This is a genomic window from Streptomyces sp. JLBT605 (genome assembly GCF_058215555.1).
Genome location: NZ_CM177087.1, coordinates 4,650,522 through 4,666,677, shown reverse-complemented (window position 1 = coordinate 4,666,677; position 16,156 = coordinate 4,650,522). Strand labels below are relative to the sequence as shown.

Below are 16,156 nucleotides of genomic sequence, written 5' to 3'. Positions count from 1 at the left end.
GCCGCTCGGCGGGCGCGCCGGACTGTCAAGGGACTTGCCCCGGTTGTTGCCGCTTTGTTCTCGATGGCGCATGGCGGAAATGTGCCATCAGGGGAATCAGGCTCGGGCAACTCTCCCCAAAAGGCCGTGACTTCCACAAAGGTGAACGGACCGACGGCACCGAATTCCGAACAAGGATGCCCATGTCCTCACCTGACGAGAGATCCATACGCGGCGCGAGACGCGCGGCCCGCATCGCGATAGGCGCGGGCCTGGTGGCCGCCCTCGCGGCCGCAGGACCCGTCCCCGCTCTCGCCGCTCCGCAGGGTGACACCCCCACCCCGGCCCCGAACAGCGCGCCGAAGTCCGCGTCCGACAAGCTCGGCGCCACCGACGCCGGCCTGCTCGCCGAGGCCAAGGCGGACGGCGACAAGAACATCACGATGATGATCGCCACCGCGCCCGGCGCCACCGAGCAGGTCGCCGAGCAGCTCGACGCGGTCAAGGGCGCGGCAGTGGGCCGCACCTACGACAAGCTCGGCTACGTCCGCGCCACCGTTCCCACGGCCAAGGCGGACGCCGCGATCGCCAAGGCGGAGAAGCTCTCCTCCGTGCACGGCATCGACCTCCGCCAGGAGATCCAGCTGCCGGACCCGACCCCGGGCGCGGACCGCGCCAAGGGCGCCCGGACCGCGGAATCGGGCAGCTACCCGGCGCCCGACGCGGACACCCCGGCGAAGAACCCGTACCAGCCGGCCTTCGAGACCGGCGCGGTGGACTTCGTCGACGCCCACCCCAAGGCCGACGGCCGCGGCGTGACGATCGGCATCCTCGACTCCGGCGTGGACATCGCCCACCCGGCGCTGCAGAAGACCACCACCGGCGAGCGCAAGATCGTCGACTGGGTCACCGCCACCGACCCGATCACCGACCAGGACGGCACCTGGCGGCCGATGGTCACCCCCGCCTCCGGCCCCGCCTTCACCTTCAACGGGCGCACCTACACCGCCCCGGCCGGCTCGTACTCCGTCAGCCTCTTCCGGGAGAGCGCGACGACCGGCGGCGACGCCAAGGGCGACCTCAACCGGGACGGCGACACCACCGACTCCTGGGCCCTGCTGTACGACGCCGCCAAGGGCACCGTCCGGGTGGACCTGGACAACGACGGCGACTTCACCGACGACGAGGCGATGAAGCCGTACAAGGACGGCTTCCAGGTCGGCTACTTCGGCAAGGACGACCCGCAGACGCCGATCGCCGAGCGCGTCCCGTTCGTGGTGGAGATCCGCAAGGACGTCCCCCTGGACCCGCTGGGCGGCAGCAACGTCGGCAAGAAGGCCGACTTCGTCAACATCGGTGTCATCGAGTCCGAGCACGGCACCCACGTCGCGGGCATCACCGCCGCCAACAGCCTCTTCGGCGGCAAGATGAACGGCGCGGCGCCCGGCGCCAAGCTGGTCTCCTCGCGCGCCTGCACCTGGACCGGCGGCTGCACCAACGTCGCGCTCACCGAGGGCATGATCGACCTGGTGGTCAACCGCCACGTCGACATCGTCAACATGTCGATCGGCGGCCTGCCGGCGCTCAACGACGGCAACAACGCCCGCGCCGAGCTGTACACCCGGCTCATCGACACCTACGGCGTGCAGCTGGTCATCTCGGCCGGCAACAGCGGCCCCGGCACCAACACCATCGGCGACCCCGCGCTCGCCGACAAGGTGCTGAGCGTCGGCGCGACGATCTCCAAGGAGACCTGGGCCGCCAACTACGGCTCCGAGGTCACCACCCCGTACTCGGTGATGCCCTTCTCCTCCCGCGGACCGCGTGAGGACGGCGGCTTCGCCCCGGTGATCTCCGCCCCCGGCGCGTCGATCAACACCACCCAGACCTGGCTGCCCGGCAGCCCGGTCGCCGAGGCCGGCTACCAGCTGCCGCCCGGCTACAGCATGCTCCAGGGCACCTCGATGGCCTCCCCGCAGGCCGCCGGTGCCACCGCGCTGCTGCTGTCGGCCGCCAAGCTCAAGCACATCGACCTGGAGCCGGCCGATCTGCGCACCGCGCTGACCAGCACCGCCAAGCACATCAAGGGTGCGCAGGCGCACGAGGAGGGCTCCGGCCTGATCAACATCGTGGGCGCCTGGAAGGCGATCCGCGACGGGGCCACCGCCCACGAGTACACGGTCAAGGCGCCGGTGAAGACCGCGCTGTCGGACCACCTGAAGACCCCGGGCTTCGGCACCGGCGTCTACGACCGCGAGGGTGGTCTGAAGACCAACGAGTCGCGGACGTACGACGTCACCCTCACCCGCACCAGCGGCCCGGAGGGCGCGCTGAAGCACAAGCTGGCGCTGCGGGACAACGACGGCACCTTCACCCTGGCCAAGAGCTCGGTCAGCCTGCCGCTGGACCAGCCGGTCACCGTCAAGGTCACCGCGAAGACCCGCGCCGCCGGCATCCACACCGCGATCCTGACGGTGGACGACGCGAGCACGGTGGGCGTCGACAAGCAGATCCTCAACACCGTCGTGGTCGCCAAGTCGCTCGGCAAGCCGCACTTCGCCTACGGCGCGTCCGGCACGGTGCAGCGCAACAGCAGCAAGCACTACTTCGTGTCCGTGCCGAAGGGCGCCAAGTCCCTCCAGGTCGCGATGAGCGGCCTGTCCACGGGCAGCCAGACCCGGTGGATCGCGATCAACCCCTACGGCGTCCCGGTCGACCCGACCTCCACGCCGAACTGCTACCCGAACTACCCGAACCCGGCGAACACCTGCCGCCCGGACCTGCGGTCGTACGCCGACCCGATGCCGGGTGTGTGGGAGTTCGAGGTCGAGTCGCGCCGCACCTCGCCGCTGCTGGACAACGCCTACACCCTGACCGCCACGGCGCTGGGCACCACCTTCGACCCCGAGGTGCAGACCGTTCCCGAGGCCAAGGTCGGCACCCCGGCCCCGGTCCAGTGGAAGGTCACCAACGGCTTCGCCGCGATCGAGCGGGGCAAGCTCAAGGGTGGCGAGCTGGGTTCGTCCAAGACCGCTCGCCCGTCGATCAAGGAGGGTGAGACCCACTCCAGCACCCTCACCATCGGCGCGGACGTCTCGCGGCTGGACGTCGCCATCGGCGGTGTCTCCGACACCAAGGCCGACCTGGACCTGAACGTCCTGCTGGACGGCAAGGTCGTGGGCTCCTCGGCGGACGGTGACTCGGACGAGGCCGTCAGCCTGACCAAGCCGAAGGCCGGCACGTACACCATCGAGGTCGTCGGCTACGCCGTGCCGGCGGGCACCACGGAGTACGACTACCGCGATGTCTACTTCGCCCCCTCGCTCGGCACGGTCTCGGTGGACGACGCCCAGTCCGTGAACCTGGCGAACGGCGCGTCGGCGCAGGTCGCGGCCAAGGTCGAGGTGGCGGGCGCGGCGCCTGAGGGCCGCACCTTCTTCGGCCAGGTACAGCTGGTCAACGCGGCCGGGACGGTCACCGGCGGCGGCAGCGTGAAGATCGAGAAGGTCGTTTCGTAACCGGTTCCGCGACCGTCGTGTGACGGACCGGATCCGCTGCGTGGCAGGGGCGGGTGTCTTCGGACACCCGCCCCTTGCTCGTGGAGCACCCGCCCTCGCCCGTGGGGCACCCCACGCCTTGCCCGTGGAGTGGAATGGATTGGACAAGGCGACCGGGGACATACGCATCATGGGCACAGCGCCCACCTCGCCAGAGCGCAGGAAAACGGACGAAAAGGCATAAGGGAGACACCGTGAGGATTGGAATCGTCGGAGCCACCGGTCAGGTCGGCACGGTCATGCGCAAGATCCTCGCGGAGCGCGACTTCCCGGTCACCGAGCTGCGGCTGTTCGCCTCGGCGCGCTCGGCGGGCTCCACCCTGGACTGGAAGGGCGCGGACATCACCGTCGAGGACGCGGCCACGGCCGACTACTCCGGTCTCGACATCGTGCTCTTCTCCGCCGGTGGCGCCACCTCCAAGGCGCTGGCCGAGAAGGTCGCCGGCCAGGGCGCCGTGGTGATCGACAACTCCTCGGCCTGGCGACGCGACCCCGAGGTGCCGCTGGTCGTCTCCGAGGTCAACCCGCACGCGATCAAGGACCGCCCCAAGGGCATCATCGCCAACCCCAACTGCACCACCATGGCCGCCATGCCGGTGCTCAAGCCGCTGCACCTGGAGGCGGGGCTGACCGCGATGGTCGCCACCACCTACCAGGCGGTTTCCGGCTCCGGGCTGGCCGGTGTGGCCGAGCTGCACACCCAGGCGTGCAAGGTCAGCGAAGCCGCCGACCAGCTCACCTTCGACGGTGAGGCGGTGGAGTTCCCCGAGCCCGGCGTCTACAAGCGCCCGATCGCCTTCAACGTGCTGCCGCTGGCGGGCAACATCGTCGACGACGGCTCCTTCGAGACCGACGAGGAGCAGAAGCTCCGCAACGAGTCGCGCAAGATCCTGGAGATCCCGGAGCTCAAGGTCTCCGGCACCTGCGTCCGGGTGCCGGTCTTCTCCGGCCACTCCCTCCAGGTCAACGTCCGCTTCGAGCGCCCGATCAGCGTGGCGCGCGCCTATGAGCTGCTGGCGGACGCGCCGGGCGTGGAGGTCTCCGAGATCCCCACCCCGCTCCAGGCCGCCGGCAAGGACGTCAGCTACGTGGGCCGGATCCGGGTCGACGAGACCGTGGACAACGGGCTGGCGATCTTCCTCTCCGGCGACAACCTCCGCAAGGGCGCGGCGCTCAACGCGGTGCAGCTCGCGGAGCTGGTCGCGGCCGAGCTCAGCTGACCCGAACTGGGTCGGGCTGGGCTGACCGGCGTTGAGGGGGCGGGCACCTACGGTGCCCGCCCCCTCGCGCTACCCCTCGACGTCCGCCCCCCTCAACCTCCGCCCCCGCGCGCGGCCCGGCCCCTCCCGCCCTGCCCCCTCGACCTCCGCCCCGCACCGTCATTACCCACCGGCGCCGGCGCCCCTGGTCGTGGAAGGATGACCAGAAACGTCACATACCGAGGAGATGACCGGGTGCCTGGCACGAATCTGACCCGTGAAGAGGCCCAGCGCAGGGCGCGCCTGCTCACCGTGGACGCGTACGAGATCGACCTCGATCTGAGCGGCGCGCAGGAAGGGGGCACCTTCCGCTCCGAGACGACGGTGCGCTTCCAGAGCACCGAGGCCGGGGCGGAGACCTTCATCGACCTGGTCGCCCCCACCGTGCACGAGGTCCGGCTCAACGGCGAGACGCTGGACGTGGCCGATGTCTTCGCCGACTCGCGCATCACCCTGCCGGGGCTGCTGGCCGGCGCCAATGAGCTCACGGTCGTCGCGGCTTGCGCCTACACCAACACCGGCGAGGGCCTGCACCGCTTCGTCGACCCGGTCGACGATCAGGCGTACCTCTACACGCAGTTCGAGGTGCCGGACGCGCGGCGGGTGTTCGCCTCCTTTGAGCAGCCGGACCTGAAGGCCACGTTCCAGTTCACCGTGAAGGCGCCCGAGGGCTGGACGGTGATCTCCAACTCGCCGACCCCGGAGCCCAAGGACAACGTCTGGCACTTCGAGCCGACCCCGCGCATCTCCACCTACATCACCGCGCTGATCGTCGGCCCCTACCACTCGGTGCACAGCAGCTACGAGAAGGACGGCGTCTCGGTGCCGCTCGGCATCTACTGCCGCCCGTCGCTGGCCGAGTTCCTCGACGCGGACGCGATCTTCGAGGTGACCCGGCAGGGCTTCGACTGGTTCCAGGAGAAGTTCGACTACGCCTACCCGTTCGCCAAGTACGACCAGCTCTTCGTGCCGGAGTTCAACGCCGGCGCGATGGAGAACGCGGGCGCGGTGACCATTCGCGACCAGTACGTCTTCCGGTCCAAGGTGACGGACGCGGCCTACGAGGTGCGGGCCGAGACCATCCTCCACGAGCTGGCCCACATGTGGTTCGGCGACCTGGTCACCATGGAGTGGTGGAACGACCTGTGGCTGAACGAGTCGTTCGCCACCTACACCTCCATCGCCTGCCAGGCGTACGCGCCGGGCAGCAGGTGGCCGCACTCCTGGACCACCTTCGCCAACTCCATGAAGACCTGGGCCTACCGGCAGGACCAGCTGCCGTCCACCCACCCGATCATGGCCGAGATCCGTGACCTGGACGACGTCCTGGTCAACTTCGACGGCATCACCTACGCCAAGGGCGCCAGCGTGCTCAAGCAGCTGGTGGCCTACGTCGGGATGGACGAGTTCTTCCAGGGCGTGCAGGCGTACTTCAAGCGGCACGCCTACGGCAACACCCGGCTGTCGGACCTGCTGGGCGCGCTGGAGGAGACCAGCGGCCGCGACCTGAAGACCTGGTCGAAGAAGTGGCTGGAGACGGCCGGCATCAACATCCTCCGCCCGGAGATCGAGGCCGACGCGGACGGGGTCATCACCGCCTTCGCGGTGCGGCAGGAGGCCCCGGCACTGCCGGCCGGCGCCAAGGGCGAGCCGGTGCTGCGCCCGCACCGGATCGCGATCGGCCTGTACGACCTGCGGGACTCCAAGCTGGTCCGCACCGACCGGATCGAGCTGGACGTCGACGGCGAGCTGACCGAGGTGCCCGCGATCACTGGCAAGCGGCGCCCGGCGGTCGTGCTGCTCAACGACGACGACCTGTCGTACGCCAAGGTGCGGCTGGACGAGGAGTCGCTGAAGACGGTCACCGCGCACCTGGGGGACTTCACCGAGTCGCTGCCGCGCGCGCTGTGCTGGGCCTCCGCCTGGGACATGACCCGCGACGGCGAACTGGCCACCCGCGACTACCTGGACCTGGTGCTCTCCGGCATCGCCAAGGAGTCCGACATCGGCGTGGTGCAGTCGCTGCACCGCCAGGTCAAGCTGGCCCTGGACCTGTACGCCGCCCCCGAGTGGCGCGGGACGGGCCTGGCCAGGTGGACCGAGGCGACGCTGGAGCAGCTGCGCGCCGCCGCGCCGTCCGGCGACCACCAGCTGGCGTGGGCGCGGGCGTTTGCCGCCACCGCCCGCACCCCCGAGCAGCTGGACCTGCTCCAGGGGCTGCTGGAGGGCACCGAGACCATCGACGGTCTGGCCGTCGACACCGAACTGCGCTGGGCGTTCGTGGAGCGGCTGGCCGCGGTCGGCCGCCTGGACGAGGACGCGATCGCCGCGGAGTACGAGCGGGACAGGACCGCGGCGGGCGAGCGGCACGCGGCCACCGCGCGGGCCGCACGGCCGACCGCCGAGGCGAAGGCCGCGGCGTGGGCCTCGGTCGTCGAGTCGGACAAGCTGCCCAACGCCCTCCAGGAGGCCGTCATCCACGGCTTCGTCCAGAGCGACCAGCGCGAGCTGCTGGCCCCGTACGCCGAGAAGTTCTTCGCGGCGGTCAAGGACGTGTGGGGCTCCCGCAGCCACGAGATGGCGCAGCAGGTCGCGGTCGGCCTCTACCCCTCGCTCCAGGTCTCGCAGGCCACGCTGGACGCCACCGACGCCTGGCTGGCGGCGGCCGAGCCGAACGCGGCACTGCGGCGGCTGGTCTCGGAGTCGCGGTCGGGGGTCGAGCGGGCGCTGAAGGCGCAGGCGGCCGACGCCGGCTGATCCTTCTTCGGGGCTCCGCCCCGATCCGTGCCCCCGGACTCCGTCCGGGGGACCCCAGGACGGGCTGGTTCACTCCAGCCCGTCCGGCGTTCCTTCTAGCTCTGCCCGGCGCGCGCCGCGCGCCGGGCCAGCAGCGCCTGGCGGCGCTCGTCGAACTTCACCGCCTGGTCGTCCAGACCGCCCATGAACAGACCCAGCTCCTCCTGCGCCTGAAGCCCTTCGGGGCCGAGTCCGGAGATCTCCAGGACCTTCAGGAAGCGCAGCACGGGCTGGAGCACGTCGTCGTGGTGGATGCGCAGGTTGTAGATCCCGCCGATGGCCATCTGCGCGGCGGCGCGCTCGAAGCCGGGGATGCCGTGTCCGGGCATCCGGAAGTTGACGACCACATCGCGGACCGCGCACATCGTCTGGTCCGGCGCCAGCTCGAAGGACTTCCCCAGCAGGTTGCGGTAGAAGATCATGTGCAGGTTCTCGTCCGCGGCGATACGGGCGAGCATCCGGTCGCACACCGGGTCGCCCGAGTGCTGGCCGGTGTTGCGGTGCGAGATGCGGGTGGCCAGCTCCTGGAAGGCCACATAGGCCACCGAGTGCAGCATGCTGTGCCGGTTGTCGGACTCGAAGCCCTCGGACATGTGCTGCATCCGGAACCGCTCCAGCGCCACCGGGTCGACCGCGCGGCTGGTGAGCAGGTAGTCGCGCATCACGATGCCGTGCCGGCCCTCCTCGGCGGTCCAGCGGTGCACCCAGGTGCCCCAGGCGCCGTCGCGGCCGAAGAGGGTGGCGATCTCGTGGTGGTAGCTGGGCAGATTGTCCTCGGTGAGCAGATTGACCACCAGGGCGGTCCGGCCGATGTCGCTGACCTTGGACTGCTCGGGGGCCCACGCCTCGCCGCCCATCACACCGTCGAAGTTGCGCCCGTCGCTCCACGGCACGTACTCGTGCGGCATCCACTCCTTGGCGATCTTCAGATGCCGGTTGAGTTCGCCCTCGACCACCTCTTCGAGGGCGTACAGCAGCTGGCTGTCACTCCACACGGCGCGGCCGTGGTGGCGGGAGGGGGCGAGGGTCACAGCGAGCTCCTGGGGACGTCGAGCAGCGGGCGGACTTACGGCCCCGTAGGTTACGACACCGTAGGTTAAAGTGAAAATAAAAGGCCGGTCATCGACGATGACCGGCCTGTCCGCTCTGGTCCGGGCGCGGCCGTACCGCCCCCGGAGCGGTGTCCGCTCGGCAGGTCAATCGGTCACAGCGGCCCTGGAGTTGGGTAAGCCCTCGGCGGGTGAGGGTGCGGCGGGAGTGGCGACGGGCGATTTCACCGTCGGGGAAGGTGTCCAACCGCACACCGGTACCGGCCCTGTGCGGGACCGGGCGCAGCCCTGCGCGGGACCGGGCGCAGCCCTGTGCGGGACCGGGCGCAGCCCTTGTGCGGGGCCGGGTGCAAAACGCCGCGAGGGCGCCCACCGGCCCTATGGCCGGAAGACGCCCTCGATCAGCGTTCGGTCAGCTCAACAGCTCAAGCAGTGCCGTTCAGTGGCTCTGCTTGCGGGAGCGGTCACCCACCATCACCAGTCCGGCGATCACCAGGAAGGAAACGATGGGCAGCGCGACATAGAGGCCGAGCGTCTCGACCACGCTCAGGCCCGGACCCGGGTCGTCTCCGTCATCGGGGGTGACCGCGAACGCGGAGGACGACATCAGCAGCATCAGCGTCGTTCCGGCGGACACGGCACCGGCGCGCAGGGCGTTCTTGTTGACCACGTTCCCAAAGTAGCGAACCCCCGATGGAGCCGCGCGGCCGGGGTGCCCGAACGGGCATACGGGCCGCTTGCAGGGCGGGCCGTCCACCGTCGGCGAGGCGGGAGCGGCCACCCGGCCCGGGGCAGCCCGGGAGCAGGCCCCCGGCTCAGCCGTGGGCCGCCAGCCCCGCTCGTACCTCGGCCATCAGCGCGTGCAGCCGGGGCGAGGCGGCCAGGTCCTCCAGGGTCACCGGCCGTCCCCGCGTGTCCGCGATCGGCAGCCGCCAGTTGGGGTACTGGTCCCCCCAGGTGCCGGGCAGGTTCTGCGGGCGCCGGTCACCGACGGTGTCCGGCAGCCACACCCCCACCATCCGGGCCGGGGTCCGGGCCAGGAACCGGTGCAGCGCCTTGACGGCCGCCTCCTCGCGGCCGGGCCCCTCGGGCAGCATCCCCAGTCGTCCCAGCAGGGCCAGCCACTCGGCGACCTCGACCGCGTCCCGCGCCTGCTCCTCGCCGAGCGGCCGGGTGAGCAGACCCAGCCGGTACCGCAGCTCCACATGCTCGCCGGTGAGCCGGGCCGCGGTGCTCGGCAGATCGTGCGTGGTCACGGTCGCCAGGCAGGCCGCCCGCCACGCCCCGGGCGGCAGCGGCAGCGCCCGGGCCGTGCTCCCGGCCATGACCGCCTCCGCCCCCGGGGCGGGATCCGCGGCGACCACCCCTGTCTCCGGACCGGCACCCACGGCGAGCGCCGCCGGGCCGGGATCCACGGCAAGCACCGGTGTCTCGGGGGCGGAGCCGGTGACCGCGGCGGGCACCCCCGTGCCCGGCTCCTCGGCGGCCGCCGCCCGCCCCAGGCCCGCGCCTGGCTCCGTCGCATCGGCGCCGGCCGCCACCGGGGCCGCCGCCCGTCCCGCCACCGGCTTTGTCGCCGCGTAGTCGCGTTCGAACCAGAGCACCGAGGTGCCCAGCACCCCGCGTCCGGCCAGGGTCTCCCGGACGCCCGGTTCGACCGTGCCCAGGTCCTCGCCGATGACCACCGCACCGGCCCGGTGCGCCTCCAGGGCCAGCACGGCGAGCATCGCCTCCGCGTCGTAGCGGACGTAGGCGCCCTCGGTCGGCTCGCGGCCCTCCGGCACCCACCACAGCCGGAACAGGCCCATCACGTGGTCGATACGCAGCGCTCCCGCGTGCCGCAGCAGGCCGCTGAGCAGGTCACGGTAGGGGGCGTAGCCGGTCGCGGCCAGGGCGTCCGGCCGCCACGGAGGCAGCCCCCAGTCCTGGCCGCGCGCGTTGAACGCGTCCGGCGGGGCGCCGATCGACATCCCGGCGGCGAAGGTGTGCTGCTGGGACCAGGTGTCGGCGCCCGACGGGTGCACACCGACGGCGAGGTCGTGGACCAGCCCGATGCCCATTCCGGCGTCGAGCGCGGCGCGCTGCGCGGCGGCCAGCTGGGCGTCGATCAGCCAGGCGAGCCAGCAGTGGAAGTCGACCCGGTCGAGGTGTTCGCCACGGGCCCGGACGGTCCGGGGCGAGCGCGGGTCGCGCAGCTCCGCGGGCCAGGCGCGCCAGTCGGGGCCGTGCGCCTCGGCCAGTGCGCACCAGGTGGCGTGGTCGTCGAGCGGACGGCCGCGTTCGGCGAGGAAGTCGCAGTAGGCGGCGCGGCGGCCAGGGCTCATCGGCACCGCCCGCACCAGCCGCAGCGCCTCGCTCTTGAGCGCCCACACCCGGTCGCGGTCGATCAGCGCGCCCTGCTCCAGCACGCCCCGGCGCAAGCCTTCGGCCTCCTGGAGGATGGCGTCGGCGCGCTCCCGGGCGACCCCGCTCAGCTGGGCGTACTCCGGGACGTCGGCGACCCGCAGGTAGACCGGGTCGGGGAAGCGGCGCGAGGAGGGGCGGTAGGGCGAGGGGTCGGTGGGGGCGGCCGGGGTGCCGGGGACGGCCGCGTGCAACGGGTTGACCTGCACGAATCCCGAGCCCAGTGTCCTGCCGGACCAGGCCGCCAGGTCGGCGAGGTCGCCGAGGTCGCCCATGCCCCAGGAGCGGGCGGACAGCAAGGAGTAGAGCTGGACCAGGAACCCGTGGGTCCGGCCGCTGGGGACGGGCATCCGGTCCGGGGCGACGATGAGGGAGGCGTGGGCGGAACGGCCGTCCGGGGCGTAGGCGCGCAGCAGGTGGTGGCCGAACGGCAGGCCGGCGTGCCCCTGCTCCGGTGCGCGCGCCGCGACGGGCCGGCTCACCGGTCCTGGGGCGTCACCCTTCGACACGCGAGGGCGCTCCGGCGTACCCGACATGCGAGGGCGCTCCGGCGGGCCTGGCGTGCGGCGGCGGTCCGGCGTGCCGGCGGCGCTCGGTGGGTGGCCCGCCTCCAGGCCCCACTCGCGGGTCCGGCCGTCCTCGGTCTCCACGTGCAGCACGGTGCCCGGCGGCAGGTGGAGGTCCGGCTGACGGCCGGGGCGTACGACGACGGTGGGCGGCAGCAGCCGGCCGCTCTCCCCGTGCGCGTGGAGCTCCAGGGCGGCCCGCACCGAACGGGGCGTCGACGCGTCGACCCCCAGCGCGGCGAGCACGGCCACGACGGTGTCCTCGGGCACCGGGACGATGCGGCCCGGTTCCGGCTCGTAGGACGTGGCGACACCATGCAGCTCCGCGAGGCGCGCTCTGCCCATCGGGACTCCTCAGAACGTCATCGGCTCAGAAATCCATCGGCTCCGCACCCGCGCCCGTGCCCAGCACGGCGGCGGTCGGCTCGCTGGTCAGCGGCAGTTCGGTGGCGAGCGGCGGCTCGCTCGTCAGCGGGGCGGCATCGGCGAGCGGCGGCTCGCTGGTGAGCGGGGTCAGCGCGCCGGAAGCGGAACCGGCGCCCTCCAGCCCGGAGTCGGGGTCGGAGACCCCGGCGAGCAGGTCGGGTTCGGCCGCGGTGCCGCCGGCCGGGGTCTGGTCCGGCACCGGGGGTGCCGGACGTTTGGACAGCGCCTCCGGTTTGGACAGCGCGGAGAGCAGGAGCTGAGCGGACGCGGCCACACGGACCTCCGTGGGGTCTCGGCAGTGGGTCAAGGCAGCCCTACCCACTGGGCGCGGTCACAGACGTGGCCGGGCCGGGAACGTGCCCCAGGTCACAGTCGGCGCACGCAGGAGATGTGACGGCCTGCCCGGACCAGCGGAACGAAAGCGTACGGGCGAAACGGACGTCCGGGCGGCAGACTTGCGGAGGCGAATGCCGCGTCGCCCCGCGACCGCGATCGCATTACCGGCACTTCGGTCACTCCCGTTGACACCCTCACCGGCCTGGTGGTGGGCTCATCGCCGATCGGCGCGAGAATCGGCAGGACGAACGGTCCTGATCGCGACGGCGGCCGGGGCCCCGTCGGTCGGACACTCGACCGAACCATCCCCGGCCAGGAACGAGGGGTGGGTCGTGCAGTTCCGCGGGATCTGGGGGAACAGGCCGAAGGCCGCCGGCGCCACCGCGCTCGCCGCAGCGGTCATCGGCGGGCTGCTCGGCGGCGCCCCGGGCGCGGCCGCCGCGCCCACCGACCCGTACCTCCCCGGCACCTCGGCGCCGGACCGGACGGACGCCGACGGGGTGCCGCCGGTGTGGCCGCGCCCGCAGTCGCTGCGCTCGCACGGCACCGATCTGGCGGTGAGCGAGGAGGTCACGCTCATCGCCGACGCGGACGCCGACCCTTACGCCCTGGACGCGTTGCGCGCTCTGCTGCGTGACGCCGGGGCGCGCACCGTGACCGAGGTGACCGCGCCCGCGCCGAGTGGCACGGCGCCCGCGCCCGGCCTGGTGGTGCACGTCCAGGGGCGCGACGCGGAGTCCGCACTGCGCGCCCTGCGCGCCTCCGAGCGCGGCGATCTGCCGGCCGGCGGCTACCGGCTGGCGACCGGCACGGTGGACGGGGTACCGACGGTGGCGATGGCGGGCGTCGGCCAGGACGGGCTGTTCCACGCCGTCCAGACGCTCCGTCAGCTGCTGAAGGCGCCGGAAGCCGGGCCGGACGGCTCCCGCCGCGACGACCGCTACCGCTTCCCGTCGGTGACCATCCGCGACTGGCCGGGCGCGCCCGTCCGCGGCCTCACCGAGGGCTTCTACGGCGAGCCGTGGACGCAGGCGCGGCGGCTGGAGCAGTTGGACTTCATGGGGCGGACGAAGCAGAACCGCTATCTGTACGCGCCGGGAGACGATCCCTACCGGCAGGCCCGCTGGCGCGACCCCTACCCGGCCGGGCAGCGCGAGGCGTTCCGCGCGTTCACCGACCGGGCGCGCCGCAACCATGTCACCGCGGTGTGGGCCGTCTCCCCCGGCCAGGACTTCTGCTTCTCCTCCAGCAGCCACCTCAAGGTGCTCACCCGGAAGCTGGACGCCATGTGGGCGCTGGGCTTCCGCGGCTTCCAACTGCAGTTCCAGGACGTCAGCTACTCCGAGTGGCACTGCACCGCGGACCGGCTGACGATCGGCACGGGTCCGCGCTCCGCGGCCGCCGCGCAGGCCCGGATCGCCAACGCGCTCGCCGACCACCTGGCGCGCCGCCACCCCGACGCGCCCGCGCTGTCGCTGCTGCCCACGGAGTACTACCAGGACGGGCGGACCGAGTACCGCAGCGCGCTGAGCGACGCGCTGGACCGCCGGGTCGAGGTGGCCTGGACGGGCGTCGGTGTGGTGCCGCGCACCATCACCGGCGGCGAACTCGCCGACGCGCGCGACGCCTTCGGCCACCCGCTGGTCACCATGGACAACTACCCGGTCAACGACTACGCCCAGGACCGCATATTCCTCGGCCCGTACGTCGGCCGCGATCCGGCCGTGGCCGGCGGCTCCAGCGCGCTGCTCGCCAACGCCATGGAGCAGCCGGTGGTCTCCCGTATCCCGCTCTTCACCGCGGCGGACTTCGCCTGGAATCCGCGCGGCTACCGGCCCCGGGAGTCCTGGCGGGCGGCCATCGACGACCTGGCCGGGCCGGACCGGGGCACGCGCGCCGCGCTGCGCGCCCTGGCCGCCAACAACGCCTCCTCCGTGCTCGGCGGCCCCGACAACGCCAAGGGCGAGGGCGCGGGAGAGTCGGAATACCTGCGGCCGCTCATCGACGCCTTCCTCACCGCGCACTCCGGGACCGACGCGGCGGCGCTGAAGACGGCCGCCGACCGGCTCCGCGCCGCCTTCCGCACGATGCGCGACGCCCCCGGCCTGCTGGAGGAGACGCTGGGCGGCGAAGTGGGCCCCTGGCTCGACCAGCTGGGCCGGTACGGATCCGCGGGCCTGCGGGCGGTCGACATGCTCACCGCGCAGGCGCGCGGCGACGGGGCGGCGGCCTGGCAGCACCGGCAGGCGCTGCAGACGCTCCGCAAGGAGATAGCCGCCAGCCCGGCCACCGTCGGCAAGGGCGTGCTCACCCCCTTCCTGGCCACCGCCCTGGACCGGGCCGACGCCTGGTCGGGCCTGGACGGTGCGGCCGGGAAGCCGCCGCGGACCGGCGAGGGGCAGCGGGCGGCGGCCGACGGCGACGCACGCACCACCGTGGCCTCGACGACCCCGGTGACGCTGCGCTTCGACAGTGCCCGGCCGCTCACCGCCGTCACCGCGCTCACCGATCGCGCCCCCGGCCGGAGCGGCACCATCGAGGCACACGTGCCCGGGGCGGGCTGGCGCAGGCTGGGCCCCGTCTCCGGCAGCGGCTGGAGCCAGGCGAGGGGCAAGGGCATACGCGCGGACGCGATACGGCTGCGCTGGACCCCCGCCTCCGATGCCTCCGATGCCTCCGACGGCACGGGCTCGGCGTCCGCCGAGGAGCCGGAGGTGCACGAGCTGACCCCGTGGTTCGCCGACACCCCGGCGGCCGAGCTGCGGCTGTCGCGGAGCGTGGCGGACGCGGAGATCGGTGGCGAGGCGGTCGCGGTGACGATCAAGGTCACCGCCCGCCGCCCCGGTGATGTGCGCGGCGAGCTCGCCGTGCACGCCCCCAAGGGCGTCCGCGTGAGCGCCCCGGAGGAGGTCACGGCCCCGCGCGGCGGGGTCGCCACGACCCGGATCAGGATCTCGGTGCCGGCCGGCAGCCGGCCGGGCGACTACCGGGTGCCGGTGCGCTTCGGATCCCAGGAGGCGGTCCTGGTCGTGCGCGCGAGCGCTCCGGCCCGCGACTGACCCACTACGGCCGGGGCCGGCCAGGCACGCGCACCCGGGGCCGCGCGGCGCGGTCGGCGCCGCGCGGCCCCGAGTCGGCGGTGCCCGGCCGGGGCCGGGTACGACAATGGCCCGGTCCTAGGCAGAGATGCCGTCGATCCGGGCCATCGCGTCGTCCGCGCCGTACGGCCGCAGGTATGGCAGCCAGCGCGGGTCCCTATGCCCGGTGCCGATGATGCGCCAGGCGAGCCCGGAGGGCGGCGCGGGTTGATGGCGCAGCCGCCAGCCGATCTCGGCGACATGCCGGTCGGCCTTGACGTGGTTGCAGCGGCGGCAGGCCGCCACCACGTTCTCCCAGGTGTGCTGACCGCCGCGGCTGCGCGGGATGACGTGATCGACGCTGGTTGCGACGCCACCGCAGTACGCGCACCGGCCGCCGTCACGGGCGAACAGGGCGCGGCGGGTGAGCGGGACGGGGCCGCGGAAGGGGACCCGCACGAAGCGCTTGAGTCTGACGACGCTCGGGGCGGGTATCACGTGGGTTGCGCTGTGCATGAGGGCGCCTGAGTCCTCAAGGCTGATGGCCTTGTCGTTGAGGACGAGGATGAGCGCGCGGCGGAGCGGTACGACGCCGAGCGGCTCGTACGACGCGTTGAGGACCAGGACGTGCGGCACGGTGCCTCCTAATACGCCGGCGGCGCGTGGCTCGCGCCGGGACGATCTCCCCTTAGTTTCCCCGCATCCCTG

Annotated in this window: 9 protein-coding genes; 4 read left to right on the top strand and 5 right to left on the bottom strand. The window is 72.7% G+C overall.

The features are described from left to right. Positions 1 to 182: 182 nt before the first annotated feature. The 3 genes from AC4BDD_RS20305 to pepN all read left to right on the top strand — a co-directional run bounded on the left by AC4BDD_RS20305 (position 183) and on the right by pepN (position 7,552). The gene (locus AC4BDD_RS20305; RefSeq protein ID WP_490686878.1) at positions 183 to 3,497 is read left to right on the top strand and encodes a S8 family serine peptidase; all 3,315 of its coding nucleotides are present in this window, start codon (positions 183 to 185) and stop codon (positions 3,495 to 3,497) included. A gap of 233 nt (positions 3,498 to 3,730) precedes the next feature. Next, positions 3,731 to 4,756, top strand: coding sequence for an aspartate-semialdehyde dehydrogenase (locus tag AC4BDD_RS20300; RefSeq protein WP_490686877.1), 1,026 nt, complete (start codon positions 3,731 to 3,733; stop codon positions 4,754 to 4,756). A gap of 234 nt (positions 4,757 to 4,990) precedes the next feature. Beyond that, positions 4,991 to 7,552 carry an aminopeptidase N gene (pepN, locus tag AC4BDD_RS20295; RefSeq protein WP_490686876.1) on the top strand — a complete coding sequence of 854 codons (2,562 nt, stop codon included), beginning with the start codon at positions 4,991 to 4,993 and terminating at the stop codon, positions 7,550 to 7,552. 95 nt (positions 7,553 to 7,647) lie between these two features. Here the strand turns inward: pepN and AC4BDD_RS20290 are convergent, their stop codons facing one another. The 4 genes from AC4BDD_RS20290 to AC4BDD_RS20275 all read right to left on the bottom strand — a co-directional run bounded on the left by AC4BDD_RS20290 (position 7,648) and on the right by AC4BDD_RS20275 (position 12,309). Further along, positions 7,648 to 8,622, bottom strand: a complete 975-nt coding sequence (locus AC4BDD_RS20290; RefSeq protein WP_490686875.1) for an acyl-ACP desaturase — start codon at positions 8,620 to 8,622, stop codon at positions 7,648 to 7,650. Between the two features lie 457 nt (positions 8,623 to 9,079). Next, entirely contained in the window at positions 9,080 to 9,310 is a 231-nt protein-coding gene (locus AC4BDD_RS20285) for a hypothetical protein (protein WP_490686874.1), read from the bottom strand. Positions 9,311 to 9,455: 145 nt separating this feature from the next. Beyond that, positions 9,456 to 11,954 carry a 4-alpha-glucanotransferase gene (gene malQ / locus AC4BDD_RS20280; RefSeq protein WP_490686873.1) on the bottom strand — a complete coding sequence of 833 codons (2,499 nt, stop codon included), beginning with the start codon at positions 11,952 to 11,954 and terminating at the stop codon, positions 9,456 to 9,458. A 25-nt stretch (positions 11,955 to 11,979) separates the two neighbouring features. Further along, on the bottom strand, positions 11,980 to 12,309 hold the full coding sequence (locus AC4BDD_RS20275) for a hypothetical protein (protein WP_490686872.1): 330 nt from the start codon (positions 12,307 to 12,309) through the stop codon (positions 11,980 to 11,982). Positions 12,310 to 12,703: 394 nt separating this feature from the next. Between AC4BDD_RS20275 and AC4BDD_RS20270 the strand changes: the two genes are divergently transcribed. Next, positions 12,704 to 15,430, top strand: coding sequence for a glycoside hydrolase family 84 protein (locus AC4BDD_RS20270; protein ID WP_490686871.1), 2,727 nt, complete (start codon positions 12,704 to 12,706; stop codon positions 15,428 to 15,430). 117 nt (positions 15,431 to 15,547) lie between these two features. Here AC4BDD_RS20270 and AC4BDD_RS20265 read toward each other — a convergent pair whose 3' ends face one another. After that, the gene (locus tag AC4BDD_RS20265; protein ID WP_490686870.1) at positions 15,548 to 16,084 is read right to left on the bottom strand and encodes an HNH endonuclease; all 537 of its coding nucleotides are present in this window, start codon (positions 16,082 to 16,084) and stop codon (positions 15,548 to 15,550) included. Positions 16,085 to 16,156: the final 72 nt, after the last annotated feature.